Raw genomic sequence first — 23,123 nt, forward strand, 5'->3', positions numbered from 1 at the left:
TTCAGCAAACAAATTTGAACTTTAGAGAACATCTGAAAGAATTTGCCCGATGTAGTTTTGTACCAACAAGTTAAACAAGTATTTAATCAAAATTAAAAATGAAAAAGACAGTAATTATCACAGGTGGTACAGCAGGTATCGGTAAGGCAACAGCTTTAAAATTTGCTCAGAATGGTTTTAATATCGTAACGACTTCAAGAAGTGAAGAAAAGGCGAATAAGTTCATGGAGGAGTTTAAACAATTAGGGTTTGAAGCGACTGTTTATAAAGTCGATGTAACAAATGAGGATCAAGTTGAAAAATTAATTTCAGACACAGTAGAGAAGTATGGCTCCGTGGATGTATTAGTGAATAATTCCGGTATCGCAGGAGAACCAAAATTCTTTGCTCATACCTCCAAAAACAATATGAGAGACATGATCGAAACGAATGTAATGGGATTGTATTGGGGAATGCGTTACGGAATTTTGCAAATGCTGAAGCAACCCACTAAAGGCAAAATTGTAAACTTAGCATCTATTGCGGGGCTAAACGGAATTGAATACGGTGGTGAATACGGCGCCACAAAACACGCCGTAGTAGGTATGACAAAAGGTGCCGCAGTAGAACATGCAACTTCGGGCATTACAATCAACGCTGTTGCTCCGGGTTCCATTTTAACAGATATTCTAAATGATGTGATTGCTTCTGGAAGTATGACGGCCGAAGAACTGGGTACTATACACCCAATGAAAAGAACAGGTACAGTAGAAGATATTGCCAACGCTATTTATTTCTTATCATCAGATGAATGTCCGTTTATGACAGGGGTTATTCTACCCGTGGATGGTGGTTATACTGCACGATAAATCATTAAAATAACGTAAATTAGCTACTCTGGAAATGGAGTGGCTAATTACTTTTCAAACAACTTCAAGATGATACAAAGTACATTTAATTGGTACCATGGTGAGATTTTCGAGGCTAAATTTATTTTAGGCTTTGGCATTTTTTTGATCATGGCCTCCCTATTATTTTATTATTTGGGAAACACACCTGCTGCTAAAGCTTTATTACTTCCTTTAGCTGTTACGGGATTTATTTTCCTTTCTATTGGGTCAAATATGGTTTATTCGAATACAAAGAAAATAGAAACTTTACAAGCCCAATATGACAACAACCCAACTGAATTTCATCAATCAGAAATCCAGCGTGTAGAAGATTTTCAGTACTTATATCCCATGTCCCTTGCAATAAGTTTGGTGAGCTTCTTAGTGGCTTTAGGATTACTTTATTTCGTTAAGAATATACATGGACAAGCAGTTGCAATCGCTTTAATCTTGTTGGGTACAGTATTCGCAGGGATTGATTATTTTTCGAAAGAGCGAGCTGCAATTTATTACAATCAATTAAAGGAAACCGAATAAAATGTTAGAGAGCAGAACCCGAAAGAATATTATGTTTTCTTGCGTTGGTCAAGAGACAGCAGACTACGATCCGTTTGTTCCAGATCACGCATTGGTTTTTGTCATTAACGGAACGATGGTGGTAAATGATGGAAATAAATCATTAAATTTTAAACAAGACGAAATAGGTTTTATCTCAAAAAATCAATTGGTAAGAACCCAGAAAATACCTAACGATAATAAACCTTTCATAGCCATAAGCATCTTTCTTCCGTCAGAAACATTATTTGAATATGCCAAAGAATTTAAGATTGAACCTAAAGGGAATTATATTGGCGAACCGAATTTCTCAGTTTTTAAAAACGATTTCTTAAAGGGGTATTTAGATTCTATGTTGCCCTATTTCGAAAACCCTGATATGTTAACCGATAATTTGGCTCGTTTCAAAACATGGGAATTGATTGAAATCCTTATAAAGGATAACCGAATGCAAAATATTTTGTTCAAATTCAATGACGATTTTAAATTGGATATTGAAGCCTATATGAACAAAAATTATATGCACAATATTCCATTGGAACAGTTTGCTGCATTGACAGGCAGAAGTCTTTCAACATTCAAAAGAGATTTTCAATCCATCTTCGGAATAACGCCTAATAAATGGTTGATAAAAAAACGATTGGATTTAGCATATTATCTAATTGCCACAAAAGGTAAAAAACCATCTGACTCTTATATAGACGCTGGATTTATAAACTTTTCTCATTTTTCTAAATCATTTAAGGCAGAATTTGGGGTAAGTCCATCGGAAATATAAAACTGCAACTAAACAACAAAACGAAAAATATGACCACAATATCTAAAGAAGCGAATTTTTTGACCCTAATAAATGTATTCACTGTTAATCCAGCTAATCAACAGAGATTAGTTGATTTATTGACATTGGCAACAGAAAATAGCGTAAAAAAAGTAACTGGATTTATTTCATCAAGTTTGCATAAGAGTATTGATGGCACAAAGGTTACGATGTATGCGCAGTGGAAAAGTACTGAAGATTATCAAAATATGCGAAATAATCCTACTGCGTCACCTTATTTAGAAGAAGCTTTAGAAATAGCCAAGTTTGAGCCTGGAATGTATGAAGTTGTGGAAACTTTTCTGCCATCAAACTAAAGCTCTTATGTATGGCCTGCCCCTAAAACCGCCGCCAATCAAATAGACGGCCTGGCCAGCCATTAAGTGGGCGAGGTTCGCCTACGCCACGGAGCACAGGTCACCCCGTACGTACGGCTCTTCTCGATGAATCGGTAGCGGATCACTGGATTGTTGGCTGCGATTTGAGGTAATAGGAAAGGATAGATTCGTGACCTCTTCTTCTTAAGTGGGACAAAGCTATTGTAGTGATTAGTATAGGACTTTGAGCCACTGCCTCTACTTCTTGGTTTAGAAAACATGATTAGTCCTAAGAGAATGCAAAACACGAGACGGAATAGAGCAATTGATTTACCCTCCAAGCAGCTGTATTAGATTATGCTGATCCCATGATGACGGAATTATATGATTGAAACGAATCGAGAAAGCAAAAACATTTTCTTTTAAAAGTACATACTATCTATCCTTGCCATAGAGGAGGCAGCTGCTTCGGAATACTGTTCAGATTCTTTTAACTTCTTTACTGTTTTTAAAAATCACTATTGGCCATCCTGATCGCAGGAGGGAAGGATTATACCACAATTTTTAATCCGAAAGTAAAGGCAACCTTGACCGCTGGCGGTCAAAACTGTCCGCTATAAATCTGCGTATGCTTTAAAAATCGCCCGTAAAGCAGGTTTTTTAGTATGGCATACATCTGGTAATATCCGAGGATATGCATTTTACATACATTTAAGTAATTAATCCCCTGTCCAAACTCTAAAAGTAAGAGGATCTATGAAAGGAACAAATCTGGGAGAATTTGAGGAACTCGTTTTATTGACTATTGCGACACTGATCGATGAGGCGTACAGTGTGGCTGTCTGTGACGAGCTCGAAAAAGTTACCGGTAGGTCGGTCAAACTGGGTGTAGTGCACGCTGTACTCCATCGTCTGGAAGAAAAAGGAATGGTGGACAGTCAGTTGGGAGAAGCCACCAAGACTCGTGGAGGCAAACGGAAGCGGTTTTATCAGGTGACCAATACAGGAAAAGCGGCTTTGATAAGAACAAAAGAGGTTCGTGATGAGCTTTGGAATAGGATACCTCATTTTAGTTTAAAGGGGATATAATGAAAAAGAAAATCCCGGGCCCTCCAAAATGGGCAGAGCAGTTCTTAGGCTGGTACTGCAAGCCTGAGCTGCTGGAAGATCTTCAGGGAGATCTGAACGAATACTTTGAAAGAAACCTCAAAAACAAGGGAGCTAGGCGTGCCAGGTTTATCTATGTGCTTGATGTCCTGAAGTTTTTCCGTCCCTATACCTTACGCAAACTCCATCTGTTAAACTTATTGATCAACATGATTATGCTTGGCTCGTACATCAAAACCTCCCGACGGAATATTGTCCGTAATAAATTGTTTTCCGGTATAAATATTTTTGGTCTGGGTGTCAGCATGTCCGTAGGCCTGCTGATGATCGCCATGCTGCTGGATGTGTTTTCCTACGATCGCTTCCATGACAATCACGACAGAATTCATCGATTGATCAGTCGGGTGGATCCAAATACAACGTTCTTTGCCACCAGCTCCCTAAATGCCGGATTTTCTTTAAAGGATCATGTCAATGGAGTGAAGGATGTGGCCATACTCAGAAATGGTCTATCTGCGGATTTTGAAATAAATGAGAAGGTTATTCCTTTATCCGGGTACTGGACAGGAGAGTCCTTTTTCGAGGTATTTTCCTTTGATCTGTTGCAGGGAAATCCTGCAACTGCTCTTAAGGATCCTTTCCAAATAGTGGTTACAGAATCTGCTGCAAACAAGTTATTTGGCACTTCAGATGCGCTAGGCAGAGCGATAGTCCGGGACGAAAATGAATATATAGTAGCGGGGATCTTGAAAGATCCGCCTATTTTCTCCCACTTTAAATTTGAAGTGCTCGGTTCGCTAAGCACTTTGGATGCTTTAGACAGGGACAATCTGGACTTAATGAAGTGGGATAATGTCTATAATACATGGTCTTACGTGCTGTTGAATGAAGGGGTTGATCCAACTGGAGTAAAGTCATCATTGGATAAGTTTAGTGCCATGAAAGACAAGACAGTAGAAAATACCCATATCGAGCTTGATCTTCAACCCCTTGGCGATATCATGATAGGGGAGAATATGGGGAATCAGATCGGCCCGACCTTTGGCAAAACCCTGCTGAGGATATTTATCGCACTTACGGTAGTCCTTTTATTGTCCGCATGCTTTAATTATACCAATCTTTCGGTGGCACGGTCATTAAGCAGAACCAAAGAAGTGGGAATCAGGAAGACAATCGGTGCCTTTAAAAGTCAGATCGTGGGACAGTTTGTCATTGAATCCATTCTCATTTCCCTTTTGGCTTTAGTCCTTTCATTTATCCTTTTTATTTTTATCAGACCGCATTTCTTAAGCATGGAAGATTCCCTGCAGCAACTACTGAAGCTTGAGTTGTCTCCTATGCTGGTGTTGTGCTTTATCGGCTTTGCCATCATGATAGGGATACTGGCAGGGTTGGTTCCGGCAGTTTCTTTTTCCCGGATCAATGCCATTGTAGCCTTTAAAAATAGGTTGGCAACACCGGCACTCAAGGGGTTTTCTATGCGAAAAATACTCACGGTATTCCAATACAGCATATCAATTATTGCCATTACTTCCACCCTCATCATATTCAAGCAGTACAAGCACTTTATCCATTTTGACCTCGGATTCAGCACGGAGAATATTCTGAATATAAAGTTGCAGGGTAATGACGCTCAATTGCTCAGAAATGAACTCAATGAGCTTTCTGAGGTGCAGGAGATCTCCCAGTCCATGCTGGTTTCCGGTATTGGGCATTATAATGGAGTTTCTATGAAAAACCCCAATGATCCCCTGGATTCTTCTACAGTTTATTTCAATAAAGTGGATGAACATTACCTGACTATGCACAGCCATACTTTTCTGGCAGGAAGGAACTTCCATCCCAAACTTGTGGATTCACTGGAGACGGAAGTGATCGTCAACGAGGAAGTAATCAGGCGTTTCAATATTGCCGAAGGTAAGGTGTCCGACGCAGTTGGACAGACGGTTCAGGTAGATGGAAAGGAACTTGCCATTGTCGGGGTGATAGGGAATTTTGAATACGGGAAGGCAAGCAACCAGACCGGAAAGGAAGTGATTATGCGCTATGCCAATGCTGAGGCCAATTACCTCAATGTCAAAATCCAATCACAGGATCTTCCTGCTACCTATGCTAAGTTGGAAGCGATCTGGAAAAAACTGGACCCTGTACATCCTTTTGAAGCACAGTTCTACAACCAACAAATTCAGGATGGTTTCAAGGGATTGCAGGCAAGTGTGAAGGCGGGAGGGTTTTTGTCACTTTTGGTCATCTGTATCGCTTCTATCGGCCTTTTGGGCATGGTGGTCTTTACTACAGAATTGAGGCTGAAAGAAGTAAGCGTGCGCAAAGTAATGGGTTCGTCAGAAGTAGGACTGATCTTGCTGTTAAGCAGGGGTTTTCTGGTATTATTGGCGTTTGCGGCGGGTATATCTGTTCCGGCGACCTACCTGTTTTTCGATAGGATTATGCTTCCGCAGATTCCCAATTCCCTTCCGCTTCAATTGCCGGAAATGTTGCTGGGCAGTTTTGCCGTGTTGCTGTTGGCTTTGCTGATGATCCTTTCCCAGACACTGAAGGTAGCCCGAACCAATCCAGCTGAAGTGCTGAACCGCGAGTGATCAGGAAATCTTCAGCTTGATTTCTCAAATTTTAAAATTTCGTAGCTCTAAGGTATGGGTACAAAAAAAGGATAAGCTTACTGAGCATATAGAGGATTTGACTAAAAAAATGAAAAGTCAGATGCCGGGCATTAAAAAAAGAGATCCGTGTATATGAGCAAAAGGTCGCTATGGGCACACTGACTTAAAGAACCACTAGTTCCCATCTTCTTTTTTCGTCTTTCCATAGTTTACGTTTTGTGTAAACCTATTCTGGGACAAGACACCCATCCGGGCTTAAATCCGGAGACGAGGGGTTGACTACGCCGAGTGAAGATTCGCTTGTCTGACCAGATAGAGAAACCATACCTTCAAAACAAACTATTGAAACTCATCAACCAGCATTTTCTCTATAGACTCTATCTCATTCATAAAAAGGGACTGCTTACGTTTACCGAAGTACAGCGTATTTTCAATGGGATTATAACCTTCCCAGATTTTCTGGATTTTATGGTTGCCCATTGCTTCCTTACACAAGAAATCAGGTAAAACAGCAAGACCATTCCCCTCTGACAGACACCTGATAATGGAAAACTTATTTGGGACGATATAATTGGGTACAAAGCCCGGGAGTTCACCGAAATTATTGTCCCAAAACAGGTTCAAAACGCTCATATCCGCTGCGGTGCTGTACCAAAGTTGGGATTTCATCCATTCCTTGATTTCGTCTATGTTTTTATTTCCCTTTAAGAAAATCTGAAATTGTGAAATATCTGTGTTTCTGCCTGCGATGAGTATATATCTTTCCGTGGTAAATGGCGTGTAAACCAAACCGTTTCCATTGGTGACACAAGTAGTCAATATCAAGTCCACTGAACCGTGCTCCAAAGACTGGATCAATTGCTTATTGCTTCCAAACTGCATTATTAAATTAAATTCAAGACAAGGGATATGTTTTTCCAACGCCTGTTGGAATGTTTCCACGCACATTCCTACGCCTACAGTTGCCCTTTCATCACCCGACTTCCGCTGGAACCGAGTTTCAATATCTTCCAGACACAAGAGCGAATTCAACATTTGCTGATACAGCAGCTGGCCTTTTTCAGTCGGTATCATTTTTCGGGCTGTACGCTCAAATAAAGGAAAGCCTGTATAAGATTCTAACGCATTGAGATGTAATCCCACACCCGGTTGCGAGACATAAAGTTGTTTGGCAGCACCGCTCATTGTGCCTGATTCATAGATCGCCCGAAATGTTCTGAACCATTCAAGATTTGCCTGCATATAATAATTATTATAGTTTAGTCAAATTTACATTATTTTTATTAGATGACTGTGCGAAATACCTTTGCTTCCCAATCATAATAAACAAAACAGGATGGCAAAAGTATTCATTATCAACGGTGGACAAGTATTTGACGAATCGAAAGGTTTGTTCAATAAGTTATTGGCTGAATGGACGGGCGATTTTCTGGAGGAAAACGGTTTTGAAGTCAGGATTACTAACACAGGCGACGACTTCGATATACAGCAGGAAGTAGAGAATTTCACATGGGCAGACGTGATCGTCGTCCATACACCCATTTGGTGGTTTCAAGTTCCATACAAACTGAAACAATATGTTGATTTGGTTTTTCAAAATGGACGCGGTAAGATTTATAAAAGTGATGGACGCTCCCGTACCAATCCAGAAATCAACTACGGGACAGGTGGCTTGCTACAAGGCAAACAGTACATGATTACATCAAGCTGGAATGCTCCCGAAGGTGCGTTTACCCTGAAAGATGAGTTGATGGGTCAGACCGCTGTAGATACAGGCGTTTTGTTTGGCTTTCATATTGCGATGAAGTTTGTAGGCTTGACAAAATTAGAAGGCTTTCATTTTTATGATATCGTCAAAGGATTGACTCCAAAGCGTTTTGAAGCGTATCACAACAATTATATCGCTCACCTGAAGCGAACTTTTGAACCACTTAAAAAATAACCGAAATGAAAGTTTATTTAACAGCAATCATCAAAAGCAAACCTGAACATACCGAAGAAGTAGCACAGGTGTTGGGAGATTTGGTAATCCAAAGCAGAAAGGAAACTGCTTGCATCCAATATGATTTACACCAGAGTATTGAGGACAAAAATATTTTTGTCTTTTATGAGATATGGAAAAACCAACAAGGATTAGATCTGCACAACGAGCAGCTTTATATCAGGGAATTTGGGAAATTGGCAGATGAAAAATTGGCAGAAAAACCAACGGTTTATTTGACTCAAAAAATTGAGAAGGGATAACAGGACAAGAAAAACAGCCACCAACAAGCATTTTGGCGAACGGGCGGGTTTTGGGTGAAATTGAAAGTTTCGCTTCTCTAATCCACTCTTTAGCCAAGCTGCCGGGACGGTGTGACTTGAATCAGACCCAACGGGTCTGAATGCTTTGAAATGGATGGAGGACTACTGGAATTCAATGGCTAGGCCTTCCGATGGTTCCGAAGCTTCGGGAGGGCAGCTATCAAAACACCTTGTGCTGATCTAGTGGTAACGTTGATGTGGTGAGCGCCTACCAAAAAATGAAACATCGATTCCTGTTACGTGAGTACTTATGGAACTGATCCGCCACTGTCCGTCCCCAATCCCAACAATTCTCGGTTATTCCACCTAAAATGTGGATAACTTTCTGTCTTTCACCCAATAAATACCCTAGGATCGACTGTTAAGAAAATGCCCGCCGCGGCGGGCATTTTTAGCGAAGAGGCCAGGCAGCGGGCTGGGATGGTATCATTTTATTCCTTTTCTTGTCACTGTTCTTTATCACCTGAGGCTCTCAAGGTACCGAGGCTGACAGGATCTGAGAACTACGCCAACTTTTATAGCATCCTTCCGGGCATAAATCCGGAACCCCACTTTATTCTGAATCATATAGTGAAATGATAGCAGAGCCGATCACCCTCTCTCTTCAGGAGAGAGCCTGTCCCGATAGCACAGCGTATCGGGACAGGGGTGAGGCAAATAAGCCAATTGCAAATTGGTAAAGATATGAGGGTAGGAAAAGGCGTTAATAAATCATTCTGAGAATGATTTTAGCCTTGGGCCAGATTTTAGGGCAGGCAAACTTCACCCAGCGTCCAATTGAACTTCAGAGGGTACTGAGAAGAAACTACGCCCACCTTAGATTTATCGAAAAATTCATTGGTGAAAAAATGGACAGGATATTGAGTAACACAGACAAGTCCACTTTTATTTGTCATTTGGAAAGACCTTTGGTTTTGCACAAAAGAATCGTTATTGCTGCGCCACCTTTGACAGAACATGAAAACGGTTTCGGTTTGTGGGTAACTAAACTGGCTAATCTGGCTCAGGAACTAAGTATTCCTATTCTAATCTATTGCCATGAAGCTACCCGGAATTCCGTTGAAAAGGTATTCCTCACGGCAAAACTTACCGCAGCAATTACAGTGGAAATATTCTCAGAATGGGAGGATTTTCTGGTGCTTTCACGAAATACAACTGCTATTTGTATTAGTTTCTGCCCGAAAAGGCGCTACTTCTTATTTGGGAATACTGGACAATTTACCGGCTAAACTTGAAAGACACTTTGCTTCTAATAGCCGGTTGGTCATCTATCCGCAGCAATATGCTGACAATAAAAGCAGAGAACAGTATAATGATTTTACCGCCTAGTTTTGATCCGGTGAATTGACGGAGTTCAGAATAGTGGGAAGGGAACCCATTCACACCAAGGCTAGCTGCCAATATACTAATACGTTGAGGTCACTAAATATTTCTCCCTTGATGCTCCCTTGTTTCTCCATAGGCATACCAGAGATTCACAGTAGCAGATAGGTACTGCCTTGGGAGTTCTATAAGCTTTGCTATTAGGTTTATATGGAGGATGTACAATGCACCTTCGGTGCTCCAACGATGCAAATCCAATCTGGTATCGAAGAAACATCGCAGATTTGTAGGAATTGGAAGGTAGAAGTATCGGACTGCCAGTAACTGAGGCAGGGCTATAGAGCAGAAGCTATGGCGGGATGCCTGCCAGTGGCTAGAGAGGAGCGTGCTAGTGCATATGCTTACTCTCTGCATGGCTTACATGCGAAGTATGTATAACCAAAGGTTCTTGTACTTCGACTCAGCATCGACTTTTCATCGCTGCCTTGGAGAAGAAAAGTGGACTGAAAGTGGAGCTAAACTAGAAGAGGATGAAGGATTAAATAAAATTGGTTCGTCATTGACGAACCAATTATAAAATAGTAAGCCTGGAATGAGTTCGTTATCAACGAAGCAGAAGCAGCCTTTGAGAAATATCCTGCTTACAAGAGTTCGGGTGCGGAATTGTTGGGGGCTATTCGAGAGTATACAAACACGTTAGCCTTACACTTTACTAAAGAAAAGCTTGTATCTATCGCTTTATCGTGACTCACGAATCCTACATTTTAAAGAAGAATGACTTTATTACTACCTAATTCTTTTTGATTTCTGGCTTTTAAATGTTTGTTTCAAGGGTTCCAACATAGATATGCACCCAATATTGTGCCCTAAACTAACCCAAATACTTAAAATTCCTGAATAGAATTGCAGATCAGGTAACTGCCCCTAGCATTAAAACCGAACCCAGAGTGAAACATAGAGGCTGGCTTCAATTGATTAAATACACGCCATGTTTATTGACAGTAAAACATCACTAGCACTTTTTATTTGCCTTTTTTTAACCCTCAATCATACCTTATGTAAGCAAAATTCGAGGGATTCACTCCACGGTCAAAGTTCTCTTGGAGATAGCCTCTTTTTATCCCGGCAATACCTTGAGGCTGCCGGGGTTTTCCAACAGCTGTCAAATCAACTGGGAAAGGATCACCAAGATTTCTTGCTCTTTCAAAGTAAGTTTCACAGAGCTTCCGGCTTGCACTATTCCGGTCAACAGAATTATACAAAGTCCCGGCAGGAATTTGAAAAAGCCCTGGAAAATAGCAAACTACTCGCTTCTGATGGCCATGTTGATTATCTGAAAGAACTGTTTACCGAGGCCTATCATGATTATGCCAATTCTGGTGATTGGGCAAGTTCCTTGCAGCAGGCATTGGAGGGATATCAATTGATAGCGTCTCAGATTGGCACTGCTGACAAGGCAGATTTTGTTTACGACATTGCTTACTTGCACGACAAGAATAAAGACTATCATGAGGCAATCCGGGTTTACAAAAAGTCTATCAGCCTTTACGAGTCTTTGCCTCCGGAGGAATTGGATGTGTCCAGTTTGGCTTTGGCTTATAACAATCTGGGTACAATGTATGCGGAAACCGGCTTTTTCACCCAACGCAAGGAATGTTACCTCAAAGCGAAATCCCTCTGGGAATCAGATCCCGATGTGGACAAAAGTTACCTGATAACCATCTATGGGAATCTCATGAGGCAATACCGCACCTATGGTGACAAGGCGGCTGCCAAGGAATTAATTGAATCAGTGAACGAGCAGTTTGACCAGTGGGTGAGCGAGGAATCCTTTGGAAAGTCCGGGTTTAAGGCTACCATTAAACCTCAGCTAATGCATCATGTCAACCGGCACCGGATCAACATTCTCTATTATGATTTGGCTGACGACGGTCAATCGGCACTCGCTCATTTAGATTCATTGAACGGATTTTTTCAGGATCTTCCACGGGAAAGCCAGATACAATATTCCAATTACCTGATCAGCAGCATTCTCAATACAGCAGCTATCTTGGATGATTATGAGAATAGTACTGAAATTCAAAAGAAAATCCAGCTTTTGGATATGGCACTGCAAAAAAGCATCAGGTATGATAATTATTACTATGAAATGCTGAGCTATGCGGATTATTGTAAATTCTGGTTGTTTTCCTCAAATGAGCTTGATAAAGCACTTCTTGCGCTGGATAAAGCCCTGCAGATCGGTAGGAATCATGACATCCGGGAAGTCAACCTGCTAAACCTGTCCTTGAAAAAAGCGGATATCCTGCAGCAAATGGATGATTTTGGTCAAGCAGAGCAAATCGTGAAGCAGGCTTTTTCGCTATTGCTCGCTGAGGAAATAGATGACGTGATGGTCGTCAATGTGCAGGACTTTGCCGAGCGAAACAGTGTATATTATATCAATGCGGTAAAAGAAGCTGCCAACGTTTACCGAAACCAATTTGAGTGCACGGGTGAGCGGGAGTTGGGCCTGATCAGTTACCATCTCTTTGACGTAGCTGCGCTTATTTTTCAGGACTATTATCAAAAAGGGGCTTACAACCCCAGCCTGAACATGACTTCCGGTAATATTCATGAAGGCTTGATTTCACTACATCTGCAATTGGAGAAGCCTGATGTGGATAGTCTATTGATCCGGGTGGAAAACAACTCCTCCCAATTGCTGTGGCGGGAGTTTGAATCCAAATACCAACAATACTTGGCCGTTCCGGACAGCTTGTTGCTAAAGCACAATCAGTTAAGGTATTCTTTAGTACAGCTTCAGCAACAAAATGTTACTTCTTCACAGAACGAAATACGTCAGTTGGAAGCAGAACTCCAGGCCAATGAAGCCAGCATATCCTCCTACGATACGAGCTATTTTGATTTTTTCACAGGGGGAATCAATCTTGAGTTGATTCAAAACCAACTCTCAGACGATAGGGCAATTGTCAGGTACCTGGCCACAGATACAAAACTTTTCGCTTTTGTAGTCAGCGCTGAGAAAACACGTGTGGTGGATCTGGGCGAAAAAAAAACAGTGCTTGAGCTCATGGAGGCCTATCATGAACAAATTCAAACCATCCAATCTGGGGCGGCGGCACTTTCCAGACAACTCTACGAACTGCTGGTCCACCCCTTGAACCTTGAAGGGGAATCCATCAGTAAGCTAGTCGTCATTCCAGACAGTAAGCTTAATTTTCTGGCCTTCGAAAGCCTGGAAAAAGCTGACAAGTCCGGTTTATTGGTTGAGGATTACGCTATTAGCTATTCCAACTCCTTTAAGCTGTGGGGCTTACAGCAATATGCGAATGCTGGGAAATCAAGTTCCCGGGCCGTAGCAGCATTTGTGCCCGAGTACCCGAAATCTTTCCTTAATACGGTAGAAACTATTCCTGTAATCCGAAGTCGATTGACTTACCTGGAAGGCGCACTTTCCGAAGCCCATTACATTGTGGATCGTTTGGGAGGTGAGGTTTTCCATCGTGATCAGGCCAATAAGGATGAGTTTCTCAATGCTATAGGTTCTTTTCAGGTGTATCATTTTGCTACCCATGCGGTGATGGACAAACTGAATTATGAAAGTTCAGGGATATTCTTTCAGGATGGGGAAAATATGTCCTATTCGGAGCTATACAATATGCGTTTTCCTGCTGATCTGGTGGTACTGAGTGCCTGCAATACCGGAATTGGTACATTACAGGCCGGAGAAGGAATGATGAGTCTGTCACGGGCACTTACTTATGCAGGTGTAAAAGCCTCGATTTATAGTTTGTGGCAGGTGCCTGATGAAGAAACTGCCACCTTGATGCGTTCTTTCTATGATTTTTTGGATAAAGGTAGCTCTAAGGAAGAAGCACTTGCAGAAGCCAAAAGGCAATTTCTGGTGGATCACCCCATGAAGCGACATCCTTTCTATTGGGCGGGATTTGTCCTCAACGGCAATGTAGAAGGACTTTCTCCGGCTGGAAAGTGGATACTGCCAGGTCAATACTGGGCTATTCTTGGCATTGCCTTTCTGCTGCTGCTGGCAGCTGGATTCTTCTACCGTAGAAGACAGGCTTTATGAACTAAAAGCTGGTGACTAATCCAGTTCTTTCAATAATTTAGTTGCCTGAGACGATAGGAAACCTTCGGCATCACGCACCTTTTCCAGGTGGATTTTTGCTTGGGAAAGCTGTTTCTCCTTCAGATAAGCTAAGGCTAGATACCATTGGGAAGCTTCAAAGTAGGAACTGCCAGCTGTCCATTCCTGCTGTTCCAACAGCGGGAGGGCTTCGGTAGTCTTTCCGGCGGCCATCAGCGAAATAGCCTGATAGAATAGATCCTGTTCTTTGTTACTTTCTTGATACAGCCTTCCGAAAGCAGCACCGGCTTTAGCGTATTCCCCTTCCTCATAGAGGTGAAAAGCCTGTGCTGAAAGACCTTTTTGTCCGGCATCACTTCTTACAAGAGGCTCCACGGTATTGGGGTAAGGTTCAAAATATGCATAATATAAATCCTTAGGCTGTTGTGGGATCTGACTACTAATCCACCAGCCCATAGCCATCAGTGCCAACACAGCAGCAGCTGCGTACCACCATCGGTAGGATGGGCTTGGGGTAGCATCGATTGTATCAAACCTGGCCTTGAGATTCTCCCGTTCTTCCATCCGGATGGCTGCTTTCAGTTTACGATGGAAGGCTACTTCCTCCGCAAACGAAGAATCCTCCAGCATTAACCGGTCAAACTCGGTTTGTTGCAAGGCTGTAAGGGTCTTTTCGAAATACCCATCGATCAATATATCCCTGTCACTTTTCATATACCCCTACTAATTTTCTTAATTGTTTAACACACCTGGATTTCTGGCTCTTGACCGTGTCCTTAGAATCATATCCAAGCTGTTGCTGGATTTCGTCAAGTTTTTTTTCCTCGTAGTAAAACAAACGCAAGATATCCCTGCATTTTGTTCCAAGCTGCTTATAGCCTGATTTGATAAGAAGCGTCTGTTCGTCCGCTTCATTCTCACCCGGCAATTCGGCAAGAGAAAATTCATCAAGTATCCCACTTTGGTCAAAAGGTACCGTTTCGTGTTTTTCTGACTTTCTGAGGTGCTCAATCAGCTTGTATTTTCCGATTGCGAAGAGGTAAGTTTTGATGCTACTCTGTAAGGTTGTCAGCTTTCCGCCAAGTATGTTTTCGTAGAAGACAATGATGCTTTCCTGATAAATATCTCTGATCACATCATCCTGGAGCCGGTATTTTCTCGCAAACGCAAGAAAATGGGGTTTGTTTTCAGAATAGATTTCATCCAGTTTTCTCTTATCCCCACTCCGGATGTCCTGTACGAAACGTTCCTCTTTATTCATTAATAGCTCAATCAGTTAAAAAGTAAACCCTAAGTTGACAAAACTACATTTTTTTCTACCGAGTGTTTACTTTTTCCTCCTTTTCACATGAAGTAGTTGAAAGGTTCTTGTAAAACTTCTCCGCTGAAAAAATACATCGATCGAGGCTTTTACAAAAACCACACATCAATATTATTTAAATCAAATCAATTTCAGTATGAAAAAGTTAATGATCATTGGCGCTTTTTTGCTCGCCTTTACCAGTACCACTTATGCGCAGGAAGGAGATCTCCACCTGAATGCAGGAGTCATGGCCGGACTGCCCATTGGTGATTTTTCGGAGGTCTATGGTGTAGGAGTCGGGGTAGCTTTTAAGGGACTCTACAGTCTTAACCCTGACGCAGAGCTGACCTTCAGCACAGGATATTCCAGATTTGGTCTCAAAGAAAGTTACGCCGCAGGTCTCAAGGGGTCTTTGGGGATCGTCCCTCTTCTGGCAGGATATCGTCATCATCTGGAAAAAATCTATCTGGAGCCTCAGCTCGGCCTATCCATCAACAGCTCTTCACTCAAAGGATCATTTATGGGCATGGGAGATTTTGGAGGAAGTGCCTCCTCCACCTCTTTAGCCTATGCGGCCACTGTGGGATACCTATTAGGGGATATAGATCTTTCTATCCGCTATCAAGGATTTGCTCTGTCAGGAAGTGGGCTTGGATTTATAGGTCTTCATGTAGGCTATCTATTTAAAATCAACTAATAAATTATAAATATTATGAAAACTTACACTTTGTTTATCAATAAGCTACGCTATGCTGTAGTCGCAGTGTTGTTTATAGCCCTGTTTTCATGCGAAAGCAATGAAGAGGTAGATCCGGTAGAAGAGATACTGCCTCCGATTGTGCTGGACTGTGACTATTTCAATACAGATCAGGTATTGATCAACGACCCTGACCGACCGGTGGATTATATTGTTGAATGTTGGGCCCGGGTGGAGGGTAGCCTACAAATTCAGCCTGGGGTGGTCATCGCCTTTGAGAACCATGCAGGACTTTATGTTGATCTTGACAATAGTCTCTTCGAAATACAAGGAACTGCTCAGGAACCGGTTGTTTTGACGGGAACCTCTGCGCAGAAGGGTTTCTGGAGAGGAATATACCTGACCGAAGCCCATAACCCAAACAACCTCATCGAACACACGGTGATAGAATATGCGGGGTCCCAAAACCTTACGGGATCTTCACCAATCTACGAAGGAAGCTTAGCTATAAGGGGTGTTTCGGGTACTACTCCACAAGCGCTTACCCTTAACCATGTAGAAATTAGCAACGGAGGAAGTATCGGTTTGGACTTTCACAGAATTGAGCCGAATGCAACCGTGGCAACTTCCAATTTGACTATTTCTGGAAATGAGGGTGTTCCCGTGAAAGTATCTGCTGTGATGGCAGATGTTTTCGACAACACATCTACTTACACAGGGAATTCCTCAGATTTTATAAACATCACCACTGATCATGGAACGCTTGATGACATGGAAATAAGCTTACAGAAACTTGATGTTCCCTACCTGGTAGATGGTAGGATCTTAGTGAGTGATGAAGCTCATTTGACCATTGAAGCAGGGGTGGAAATGCAGTTCAAGAGTAGCGGGTATCTACAGGTTTCCGGAGACAATGTAAGCTTGGAGGTACAAGGAACAGCTACAGAACCAGTGCTACTAACCGCTGAAAACGGAACCAACTGGGGAGGGATTTATTTTGGGCATACGCAGGATAATAACAGCATAGATCATGCGATAATCGAATACGCCAAAGGAGATTTTCCGGTGGGAAACCTCTCCAATTCAGGTGCAATTTATATGCATGCCAACCCAAGGGTATCTGTTTCAAATACTACCTTCAAAGACTTGCCAAATTTTGCTTTCTATGCCTATACCGGTGCAAGTGTAAACGAACCTGAACTTCCAAACCTAAGCCTTAGCAATATCACCTACACAAACGTGGTAGGAGGTGAGCTAGGCTGGGGTAATGGCAGGAATTGATATGAGTATCTAGACCAAACAGTTCAGCGGAAGAAATGCCTTTCGCTGGACTGGAAAGTCTAAATTCTTTGTCCCTCAGTACCAATATTCTTTCGAAAACACTACTTAAATAACTAACCATGAACTTATTAGTCAAAAAAACCGGGTTGAATTTTCTCTTGGTGATAGGGATGCTCATCCATGTAGGATGTGGCAGTGAGGAGCCTGATGAAAACCCACTACCAACGACATCTGCCCATTCTTATGATATATCCATAACCGGAGGGGAAATACTAGCTGGAGAAGTGCCCAAAGAAAACTCTGGAATTTACAATGCGGTTTCCTTTGTCCAGTATAATGATGAAGCTGGGCAAAATACCGTCAATGTGATGGTACAGGAAACAGGTAAAGCGCAGGTGGTGTTCGGTATTCTTTTGGATGACAATAATAAACCTACATCTGTAGTGAAAAGCGGAAAGGAGTTTACCTCCGTGATGAACTTTGGTAAATGGGCTGAAGAGCTTCGCTATGCCTCTGTCGAATGCACCTTTACGCTAGAGGACTATCAGGAGCACGACATCACCGTTTTTGGGGATGAGGCCACTGTAGCGTCTTTTACGCTGAATTTTGACGGGGTATTTGAAGCTTCCACCACCGGGGAAGAAGTAGAAGCTAGCGGCAAGATCACTATAGCTGCCCCCTGAATCATAAACCTGGCTCGTAGCAGTGATCTTGAGCTGGACTAATGGAATACATGGACAACCCCGGAAACCAATCTAACCTAATAGGGTGACCGGGACTCCCATTAGTAAACTGGATAATAACATTTATAAAAACATAATTGAATGAAAATCAATAAAATACTGCTTTCGATAATCGGTATGGCGCTATGCTGTGGATTTGCGTTGGCACAAAGCCCTACGATACAACCCGAGGACCTGATTGGCTCATGGGAAAAAGAAGGAACCTTGATGGGGGATAATGGCACAGGTTGGCTCAACCCCCACAAACATGCTTCTGAAGACTGCAAAGACCACACCGTATTTATGGAGGGGAATAAGGCCAAAGAAGTTAAAAACAATGAAGCATGTGAGGCAAGCGAACGGGAGTTTTCATGGCAACTGGAAGGTGATAGCCTGACCTTGACCATGGGCGAAAGAAGTATTGTTTGGCATATTCTCAGTATAGAAGGCGATACAATGAAGGTAGGAGTACAGCTGAGGGCTGACTCTGAACATAGAATGTATGTAGTCTATAAAAAGGTAGCGTAATAACAAACGCAAATACTAGTTACAAAGGATAACCTGATAATAGTTATTAAAATGAAAAAGATACAACTTATTGTTATTGGCGTATTGTTTTTTTATCAAGGAGCCATAGCACAGCTTGCTACTGATAAGGTGATTAATCTTGGCTTCGTTCCGGAGCGTGTTGATTTTTCCTGGGACGATAAGTATATGGTGCTGGAAAATGAAAACCGATACGAGGTTTGGAATTTGGAAACCTTTTCAAAAAGCCTTGAAGGAAACTATAAGTTCAAATGGAACCAATTCATGGGCGGAAGTACGATAGCGGAGGGGAGTGGGAGTTTTCTCTTTGGAAATGAAGAAGTATTTCTAACGGTTGACTATCGAAAGGAAGATACGGCTATCAAAGTCTTTGACCTCGCAAGCGGAGATCTTCTTTGGGAAACTGATCAGCTGAATCTGGGTATTTCACTTGCTGAAAAGATCCTGAGTATCCACAGCACCTATGGGATGGATGTAGCTGGTAGTCAGCGTATCCATCAACGACATAGTTTAGATAATGTGTATTCTGGGAATAAAGTGCTGGAAAGATTGGTGCATTATATACCTGAACTGGGGGCGATAGCTTTCAATGGCAAGGAAGGCTTGGTTGCGGTCAGTATTGAATCGGGTGAAGTACTTTGGGTACAGCCAGAGGTAACCGGAGGCATCGGCGAAGTGCTATTGGCAGATGAAGGAGAATTGCTGTTGGCTATAAAAGTTCCGAATTCGGAAAGTGGGCTGGACTACCTCACCTCGATACCAGAGGTGCAGGCTATTGATTTGCGGTCGGGTGCCTTGGAGTGGAGCGTGGAGTATCACGGGGAATTTGTCCCGGGCTATGCTCAAATCACCGGAGAAACCCTTGTCTTGCCTTATTTGGGGTTGACTCTAATCGACTTGAAGAATGGGAAAGAAAGAGACGGGGATGTTAAGAGTAGATCCAGTTCCGTTAGGACTGCTTCCAAAGGAATAGGTGCGCTTATGGCTATGGACAAAATGGTCAATGGTGATCAGGGAAATGACTCTGGCTCTGGAAAATATGATAGAAAAACAGTCCGTAAGTTAATTTTTGACGAGCAGGGGTTACTCTGTCATTATACCACTATGAATGCTAAAGGTCAGCTAAATTCGGGAACTGGAGATAGAGGTTTTCTGGGAATTGATTTGGAGGAAGACCAAATAGTAGTGGAAAACCCAAAAATCAGCAATGCTTCCTGGACGCCACTGCACGATGATTATGCAGATGGACTATTTTATATCAAGATGCGCGGAAATTTGAACCGCACCAAAATTGTAGCAATAGATACCCGCTCCGGAGAGGTGATTTTTGAAACAAATAATGCCAAAAATAGTGCAGACATAAGCCAAGATTTCAATCCTTTCATGGTTCAGGATGGAAGAATTGTGGATGTGGTCTCCGCGGGTGTGTATCTGCTCGATGCATCCACAGGTGAGGAAATTGCTTATATGAAATCCAAAGATATGGGCGTGGGAAAACTGGTGCACAGTCAGTTTTATGCAGAAGGTATAATGCTATTTGGCACCAAAGGCGTAGCCATACTTGATCAAACTGGAAAGCTCCGCCAAACGCTTGATTTGGCTAACGTGGAAGAATATGTGATAGGAGATGAGGAAGTCTGGTTGGCAAACTCAAACAGTTTTACCAAAATCGGCAAGCGTGATTTTAGTCTCTTAGAGCAGGTAAACTTTAAACAAAAGGAGAACATTTATTTTAGCCTCAATGGCAAGGTGTTGGTCAAGCAAAATTCAAAAGGCGATGAATTGAGCATTTATTTGTAGGGTCTTGGTTTATGGCTTGTTTTCAGCAAGGTATTTAGCGTCATGGTGCTCAATGCGAAGATGAACTCCGAACTCCTGAGGAGGTTTTTTCAGTGCCGGGTGGGGATGTGATAAATTCAAACCGGGAAGACCTGGACACTGGGGCCCTCTGGAGGAGGGCCGATCGCCCTCTCTTCAAGGAGAGGGAGGGGTGAGGTAGGAAAGCCAATTACAAACTGGTATGGATATCAGGGTGGAATTACAAATCCCACCCAGTGCCACGAGCAATGTGACTACGCCAAGGGGGGTCAACTTCGGTGGGCAGTTCATTGAAGTGGATAGCAAGTTTGGCTAGATGTCTGGCATAGTTGGAGAGCGTGTTTTTGCTTTTGCCTGCAACAACAACTTTTTGTTCAAACTTGGCCAGTAGTTCGACAAAACCTGCTACATTAGAACAGGCAGTCTGGATGAGGTTTTCCTTTTTTTTCATGATTAATAAGAGTTTATGAATGACCTAAAAAGTTACCTCTTTCCGGCTGCTCTTGAAACTACCGCAGGTGTAGTGCAGGAAAGCTGATTTATGAGACTGAAAAATATTTTCTTAATTATATTATTTATAGGTGTTGGCGAACGTGTTATTGCATGCACTTGCTTTCCACTTGACAGTCTATCAGCAAAACAAATGATGAATGAGGTTGACTTTGTGGTAATAGGTCATGCCATCAAAAATATCGGATTTAACCCTGAAGTGAACGAAATGTGGGATCAACGTAACCAAGGATATAATGTCCTAATTGAGATCGATTCTATCGTTAAAGGGAATCTAAAATCAAAAACCATTTTTGTAAGACAATTCGGCGGAAATTGTGACCAAATATTCAAGTTTGGTGAGCAATATCTAATAGTTGGGAATCAGCTTGAGAAATTTGTATACAGAACTCCCAAAAGAAGGAAAACTAAAAAAGGAGAAATTCCGCCAACTGATATGCCTCCCCCACCTCCTTCAGTTTATTCTAGAACCGCAATTTTCTATGATAGCAGTCATGAAGAGGTTAGTTATTGGAACGAATTAGCAAACGAACAAATAATTGTTAACACCTCAATATGTTCTTCATTTTATGTAACCAGCAAGATTGCTAGCTACTATCTGAATAACAGAAAGATGGAGTACAATTGAGTAGACGGCCTCGCCAATCCTTAGGTTAGCGAGGTGCGCCTACGCCACGGCGCACAGGTCTCACACCACCGAATCCTGATTCTCGGGACGGCAGTACGGGTCTTCACGATGAATCGCGACAAGAAGTATACGGAGGTTCATTGAATCTCTGGTTTTGATTAGTAGTACACTCATTATCCCATGACTCCCTTTCTTTTTTTATCTAGAGAATTGCACAGAAAGATGCAGAAAATTCCGCTGACCAACCGAAAAACACCGCATTTCCTTCACTTTTCCTCCCATTTTCCCAAAAAAATGCCCTAGGATCGACTGTTAAGAAAATGTCCGGTGGACATTTTTAGCGAAGAGGCCAGGCAGCGGGCTGGGATGGTATCATTTTTTTCCTTTTCTTGCGTAAGCCTTTTAGTTTTTGAAAACAACCAACCTTCATCTTACTCTTTAGCCCATCTGGAGCAGAGCCAAGCGCCTCCTCTTCAAGGAGGAGGGTGGGAGGAGGTAGGTAGAACAGCCAACTTTTATCATCCTTCCGGGCTTAAATCCGGAAACCACTTAATTCTGAATCCGATAGTAAAATGATAGCAGAGCCTATCGCTCCCGGTAAAGCGCTATCGGGAGTGATCAATCAGGAACGGATTGTAAAGACATTGAGAAAATAAAGATATTAACTCATGAGATTTAAATTTTTTGCTGTATTAATTCCAATAATGTTGGCCTTCCATAGTTCTTTTGGGCAAAAAATCGGGATTGGATTAGCGGGAGCAACCACAGGATCCATGAATATAGAATTGTCTTATTTGGATAATACAGATAACTTCTTCAAACTGGGAATGACCTATCAATTTGCAGATACAAGGGGGAAATTAGTCTCGGAGCAATTGCCTAACCATGGGAAAACCCAAGCTGGGACTGGTGAATATTTCATTACTGTAGATTTAGGTTATGGTAGGAGGGTAAAGGAAAAGTTTTTATTAGATGTAGAACTTTCCGCTGGTTCAGAAAATACGTATCAGAATTACATTGATAACAGATTTAATGGGGGAGGATATCATTTGATTACCTCCAAGAAAACAATTATTGGTGCAGGAGTAAATGGCGGGTACCTTATTAGTGAAAATTTCACTGCGTTTGCAGGCTTCAATACAATTCGAAAAGTACAGGTTGGAATAAGGTTTTTCTTGTTCTGAATTTAGAATACATCTGATTCTTGGGTACATAACGTAAGCGGGACAGGATTTGCTGATTGATGATCCGATTTCCGCCAACCTCCGTCCCATTTTTCACCAAAGGCAGCCTACCAAACCCCCAAAATCGTATCTTTAGAGACTAAACTATGATCGCTTTCGAAAATGAACCACAGATAGGACAGGGGATATATGCCCTTCGCGATGTGGCTACCATTCTGCATCTGCCTTATGCTATTGCGGCATGATCATCTTCACGGATGAAATCGAGCATAGTGTAAACAACTCAAGTTTCAACGGGCATAAAAAAGTTTCCATCAAAACCTGCCATCATTTTGGGAAAAGTCATTGAGATACTCCATGCTATCCATTAATAAGTGAAGAAGCTGAAAAGGAATTTGAGCGAAAAATTGTAA

At 42.1% G+C, this 23,123-nt stretch carries 21 protein-coding genes; 17 read left to right on the forward strand and 4 right to left on the reverse strand.

The annotated features are described in order from the left end of the window. The first annotated feature begins 98 nt into the window (after positions 1-98). The 6 genes from LZF95_RS08405 to LZF95_RS08430 all read left to right on the forward strand — a co-directional run bounded on the left by LZF95_RS08405 (position 99) and on the right by LZF95_RS08430 (position 6,265). On the forward strand, positions 99-848 hold the full coding sequence (locus LZF95_RS08405; protein WP_233754540.1) for an SDR family NAD(P)-dependent oxidoreductase: 750 nt from the start codon (positions 99-101) through the stop codon (positions 846-848). Positions 849-917: 69 nt separating this feature from the next. Beyond that, entirely contained in the window at positions 918-1,406 is a 489-nt protein-coding gene (locus LZF95_RS08410) for a manganese efflux pump (RefSeq protein WP_233754541.1), read from the forward strand. Between the two features lies 1 nt (position 1,407). Next, positions 1,408-2,202, forward strand: coding sequence for an AraC family transcriptional regulator (locus LZF95_RS08415; protein WP_233754542.1), 795 nt, complete (start codon positions 1,408-1,410; stop codon positions 2,200-2,202). Between the two features lie 29 nt (positions 2,203-2,231). Then, positions 2,232-2,558 (forward strand): antibiotic biosynthesis monooxygenase, encoded by a 327-nt coding sequence (locus tag LZF95_RS08420; protein ID WP_233754543.1) that lies wholly within the window; start codon positions 2,232-2,234, stop codon positions 2,556-2,558. Between the two features lie 756 nt (positions 2,559-3,314). Beyond that, on the forward strand, positions 3,315-3,647 hold the full coding sequence (locus LZF95_RS08425) for a PadR family transcriptional regulator (RefSeq protein ID WP_233754544.1): 333 nt from the start codon (positions 3,315-3,317) through the stop codon (positions 3,645-3,647). Beyond that, positions 3,647-6,265: an ABC transporter permease gene (locus LZF95_RS08430; protein ID WP_233754545.1), complete on the forward strand. Its 2,619-nt coding sequence runs from the start codon at positions 3,647-3,649 to the stop codon at positions 6,263-6,265. Before LZF95_RS08425 ends, LZF95_RS08430 begins: the two co-directional genes overlap by 1 nt. Positions 6,266-6,625: 360 nt before the next feature. Here the strand turns inward: LZF95_RS08430 and LZF95_RS08435 are convergent, their stop codons facing one another. Then, entirely contained in the window at positions 6,626-7,528 is a 903-nt protein-coding gene (locus LZF95_RS08435) for a LysR family transcriptional regulator (protein WP_233754546.1), read from the reverse strand. 94 nt (positions 7,529-7,622) lie between these two features. Here LZF95_RS08435 and LZF95_RS08440 point away from each other — a divergent pair, with 94 nt between their 5' ends. The 4 genes from LZF95_RS08440 to LZF95_RS08455 all read left to right on the forward strand — a co-directional run bounded on the left by LZF95_RS08440 (position 7,623) and on the right by LZF95_RS08455 (position 14,003). Further along, on the forward strand, positions 7,623-8,228 hold the full coding sequence (locus tag LZF95_RS08440) for an NAD(P)H-dependent oxidoreductase (protein WP_233754547.1): 606 nt from the start codon (positions 7,623-7,625) through the stop codon (positions 8,226-8,228). Between the two features lie 5 nt (positions 8,229-8,233). Next, the gene (locus tag LZF95_RS08445) at positions 8,234-8,530 is read left to right on the forward strand and encodes a putative quinol monooxygenase (protein WP_233754548.1); all 297 of its coding nucleotides are present in this window, start codon (positions 8,234-8,236) and stop codon (positions 8,528-8,530) included. Positions 8,531-9,312: 782 nt separating this feature from the next. After that, the gene (locus tag LZF95_RS08450) at positions 9,313-9,819 is read left to right on the forward strand and encodes a hypothetical protein (protein WP_233754549.1); all 507 of its coding nucleotides are present in this window, start codon (positions 9,313-9,315) and stop codon (positions 9,817-9,819) included. A 1,289-nt stretch (positions 9,820-11,108) separates the two neighbouring features. Then, positions 11,109-14,003 (forward strand): CHAT domain-containing protein, encoded by a 2,895-nt coding sequence (locus LZF95_RS08455; protein ID WP_233754550.1) that lies wholly within the window; start codon positions 11,109-11,111, stop codon positions 14,001-14,003. A 15-nt stretch (positions 14,004-14,018) separates the two neighbouring features. Here LZF95_RS08455 and LZF95_RS08460 read toward each other — a convergent pair whose 3' ends face one another. Then, positions 14,019-14,735 (reverse strand): tol-pal system YbgF family protein, encoded by a 717-nt coding sequence (locus tag LZF95_RS08460; RefSeq protein ID WP_233754551.1) that lies wholly within the window; start codon positions 14,733-14,735, stop codon positions 14,019-14,021. Next, entirely contained in the window at positions 14,725-15,282 is a 558-nt protein-coding gene (locus tag LZF95_RS08465; RefSeq protein WP_192350414.1) for an RNA polymerase sigma factor, read from the reverse strand. Before LZF95_RS08465 ends, LZF95_RS08460 begins: the two co-directional genes overlap by 11 nt. Before the next feature lie 196 nt (positions 15,283-15,478). Here LZF95_RS08465 and LZF95_RS08470 point away from each other — a divergent pair, with 196 nt between their 5' ends. From LZF95_RS08470 to LZF95_RS08490, 5 genes are all read left to right on the forward strand, one after another. Further along, entirely contained in the window at positions 15,479-16,021 is a 543-nt protein-coding gene (locus tag LZF95_RS08470; protein ID WP_192350412.1) for a hypothetical protein, read from the forward strand. A 15-nt stretch (positions 16,022-16,036) separates the two neighbouring features. Beyond that, on the forward strand, positions 16,037-17,302 hold the full coding sequence (locus LZF95_RS08475; protein WP_233754552.1) for a hypothetical protein: 1,266 nt from the start codon (positions 16,037-16,039) through the stop codon (positions 17,300-17,302). Between the two features lie 119 nt (positions 17,303-17,421). Further along, positions 17,422-17,985: a hypothetical protein gene (locus tag LZF95_RS08480; protein WP_233754553.1), complete on the forward strand. Its 564-nt coding sequence runs from the start codon at positions 17,422-17,424 to the stop codon at positions 17,983-17,985. A 141-nt stretch (positions 17,986-18,126) separates the two neighbouring features. After that, entirely contained in the window at positions 18,127-18,552 is a 426-nt protein-coding gene (locus tag LZF95_RS08485; RefSeq protein WP_233754554.1) for a lipocalin family protein, read from the forward strand. A gap of 51 nt (positions 18,553-18,603) precedes the next feature. Next, positions 18,604-20,370: a PQQ-binding-like beta-propeller repeat protein gene (locus tag LZF95_RS08490; RefSeq protein WP_233754555.1), complete on the forward strand. Its 1,767-nt coding sequence runs from the start codon at positions 18,604-18,606 to the stop codon at positions 20,368-20,370. 238 nt (positions 20,371-20,608) lie between these two features. Here the strand turns inward: LZF95_RS08490 and LZF95_RS08495 are convergent, their stop codons facing one another. After that, on the reverse strand, positions 20,609-20,839 hold the full coding sequence (locus LZF95_RS08495) for a hypothetical protein (RefSeq protein WP_233754556.1): 231 nt from the start codon (positions 20,837-20,839) through the stop codon (positions 20,609-20,611). Between the two features lie 90 nt (positions 20,840-20,929). Between LZF95_RS08495 and LZF95_RS08500 the strand changes: the two genes are divergently transcribed. Together LZF95_RS08500 and LZF95_RS08505 are read left to right on the forward strand one after the other, a co-directional pair. Next, positions 20,930-21,526, forward strand: coding sequence for a hypothetical protein (locus tag LZF95_RS08500; protein ID WP_233754557.1), 597 nt, complete (start codon positions 20,930-20,932; stop codon positions 21,524-21,526). 668 nt (positions 21,527-22,194) lie between these two features. Continuing rightward, positions 22,195-22,710, forward strand: a complete 516-nt coding sequence (locus LZF95_RS08505; protein ID WP_233754558.1) for a hypothetical protein — start codon at positions 22,195-22,197, stop codon at positions 22,708-22,710. Positions 22,711-23,123 lie beyond the last annotated feature (413 nt).

It is taken from the genome of Algoriphagus sp. AGSA1 (genome assembly GCF_021390545.1).
Classification (GTDB): domain Bacteria; phylum Bacteroidota; class Bacteroidia; order Cytophagales; family Cyclobacteriaceae; genus Algoriphagus.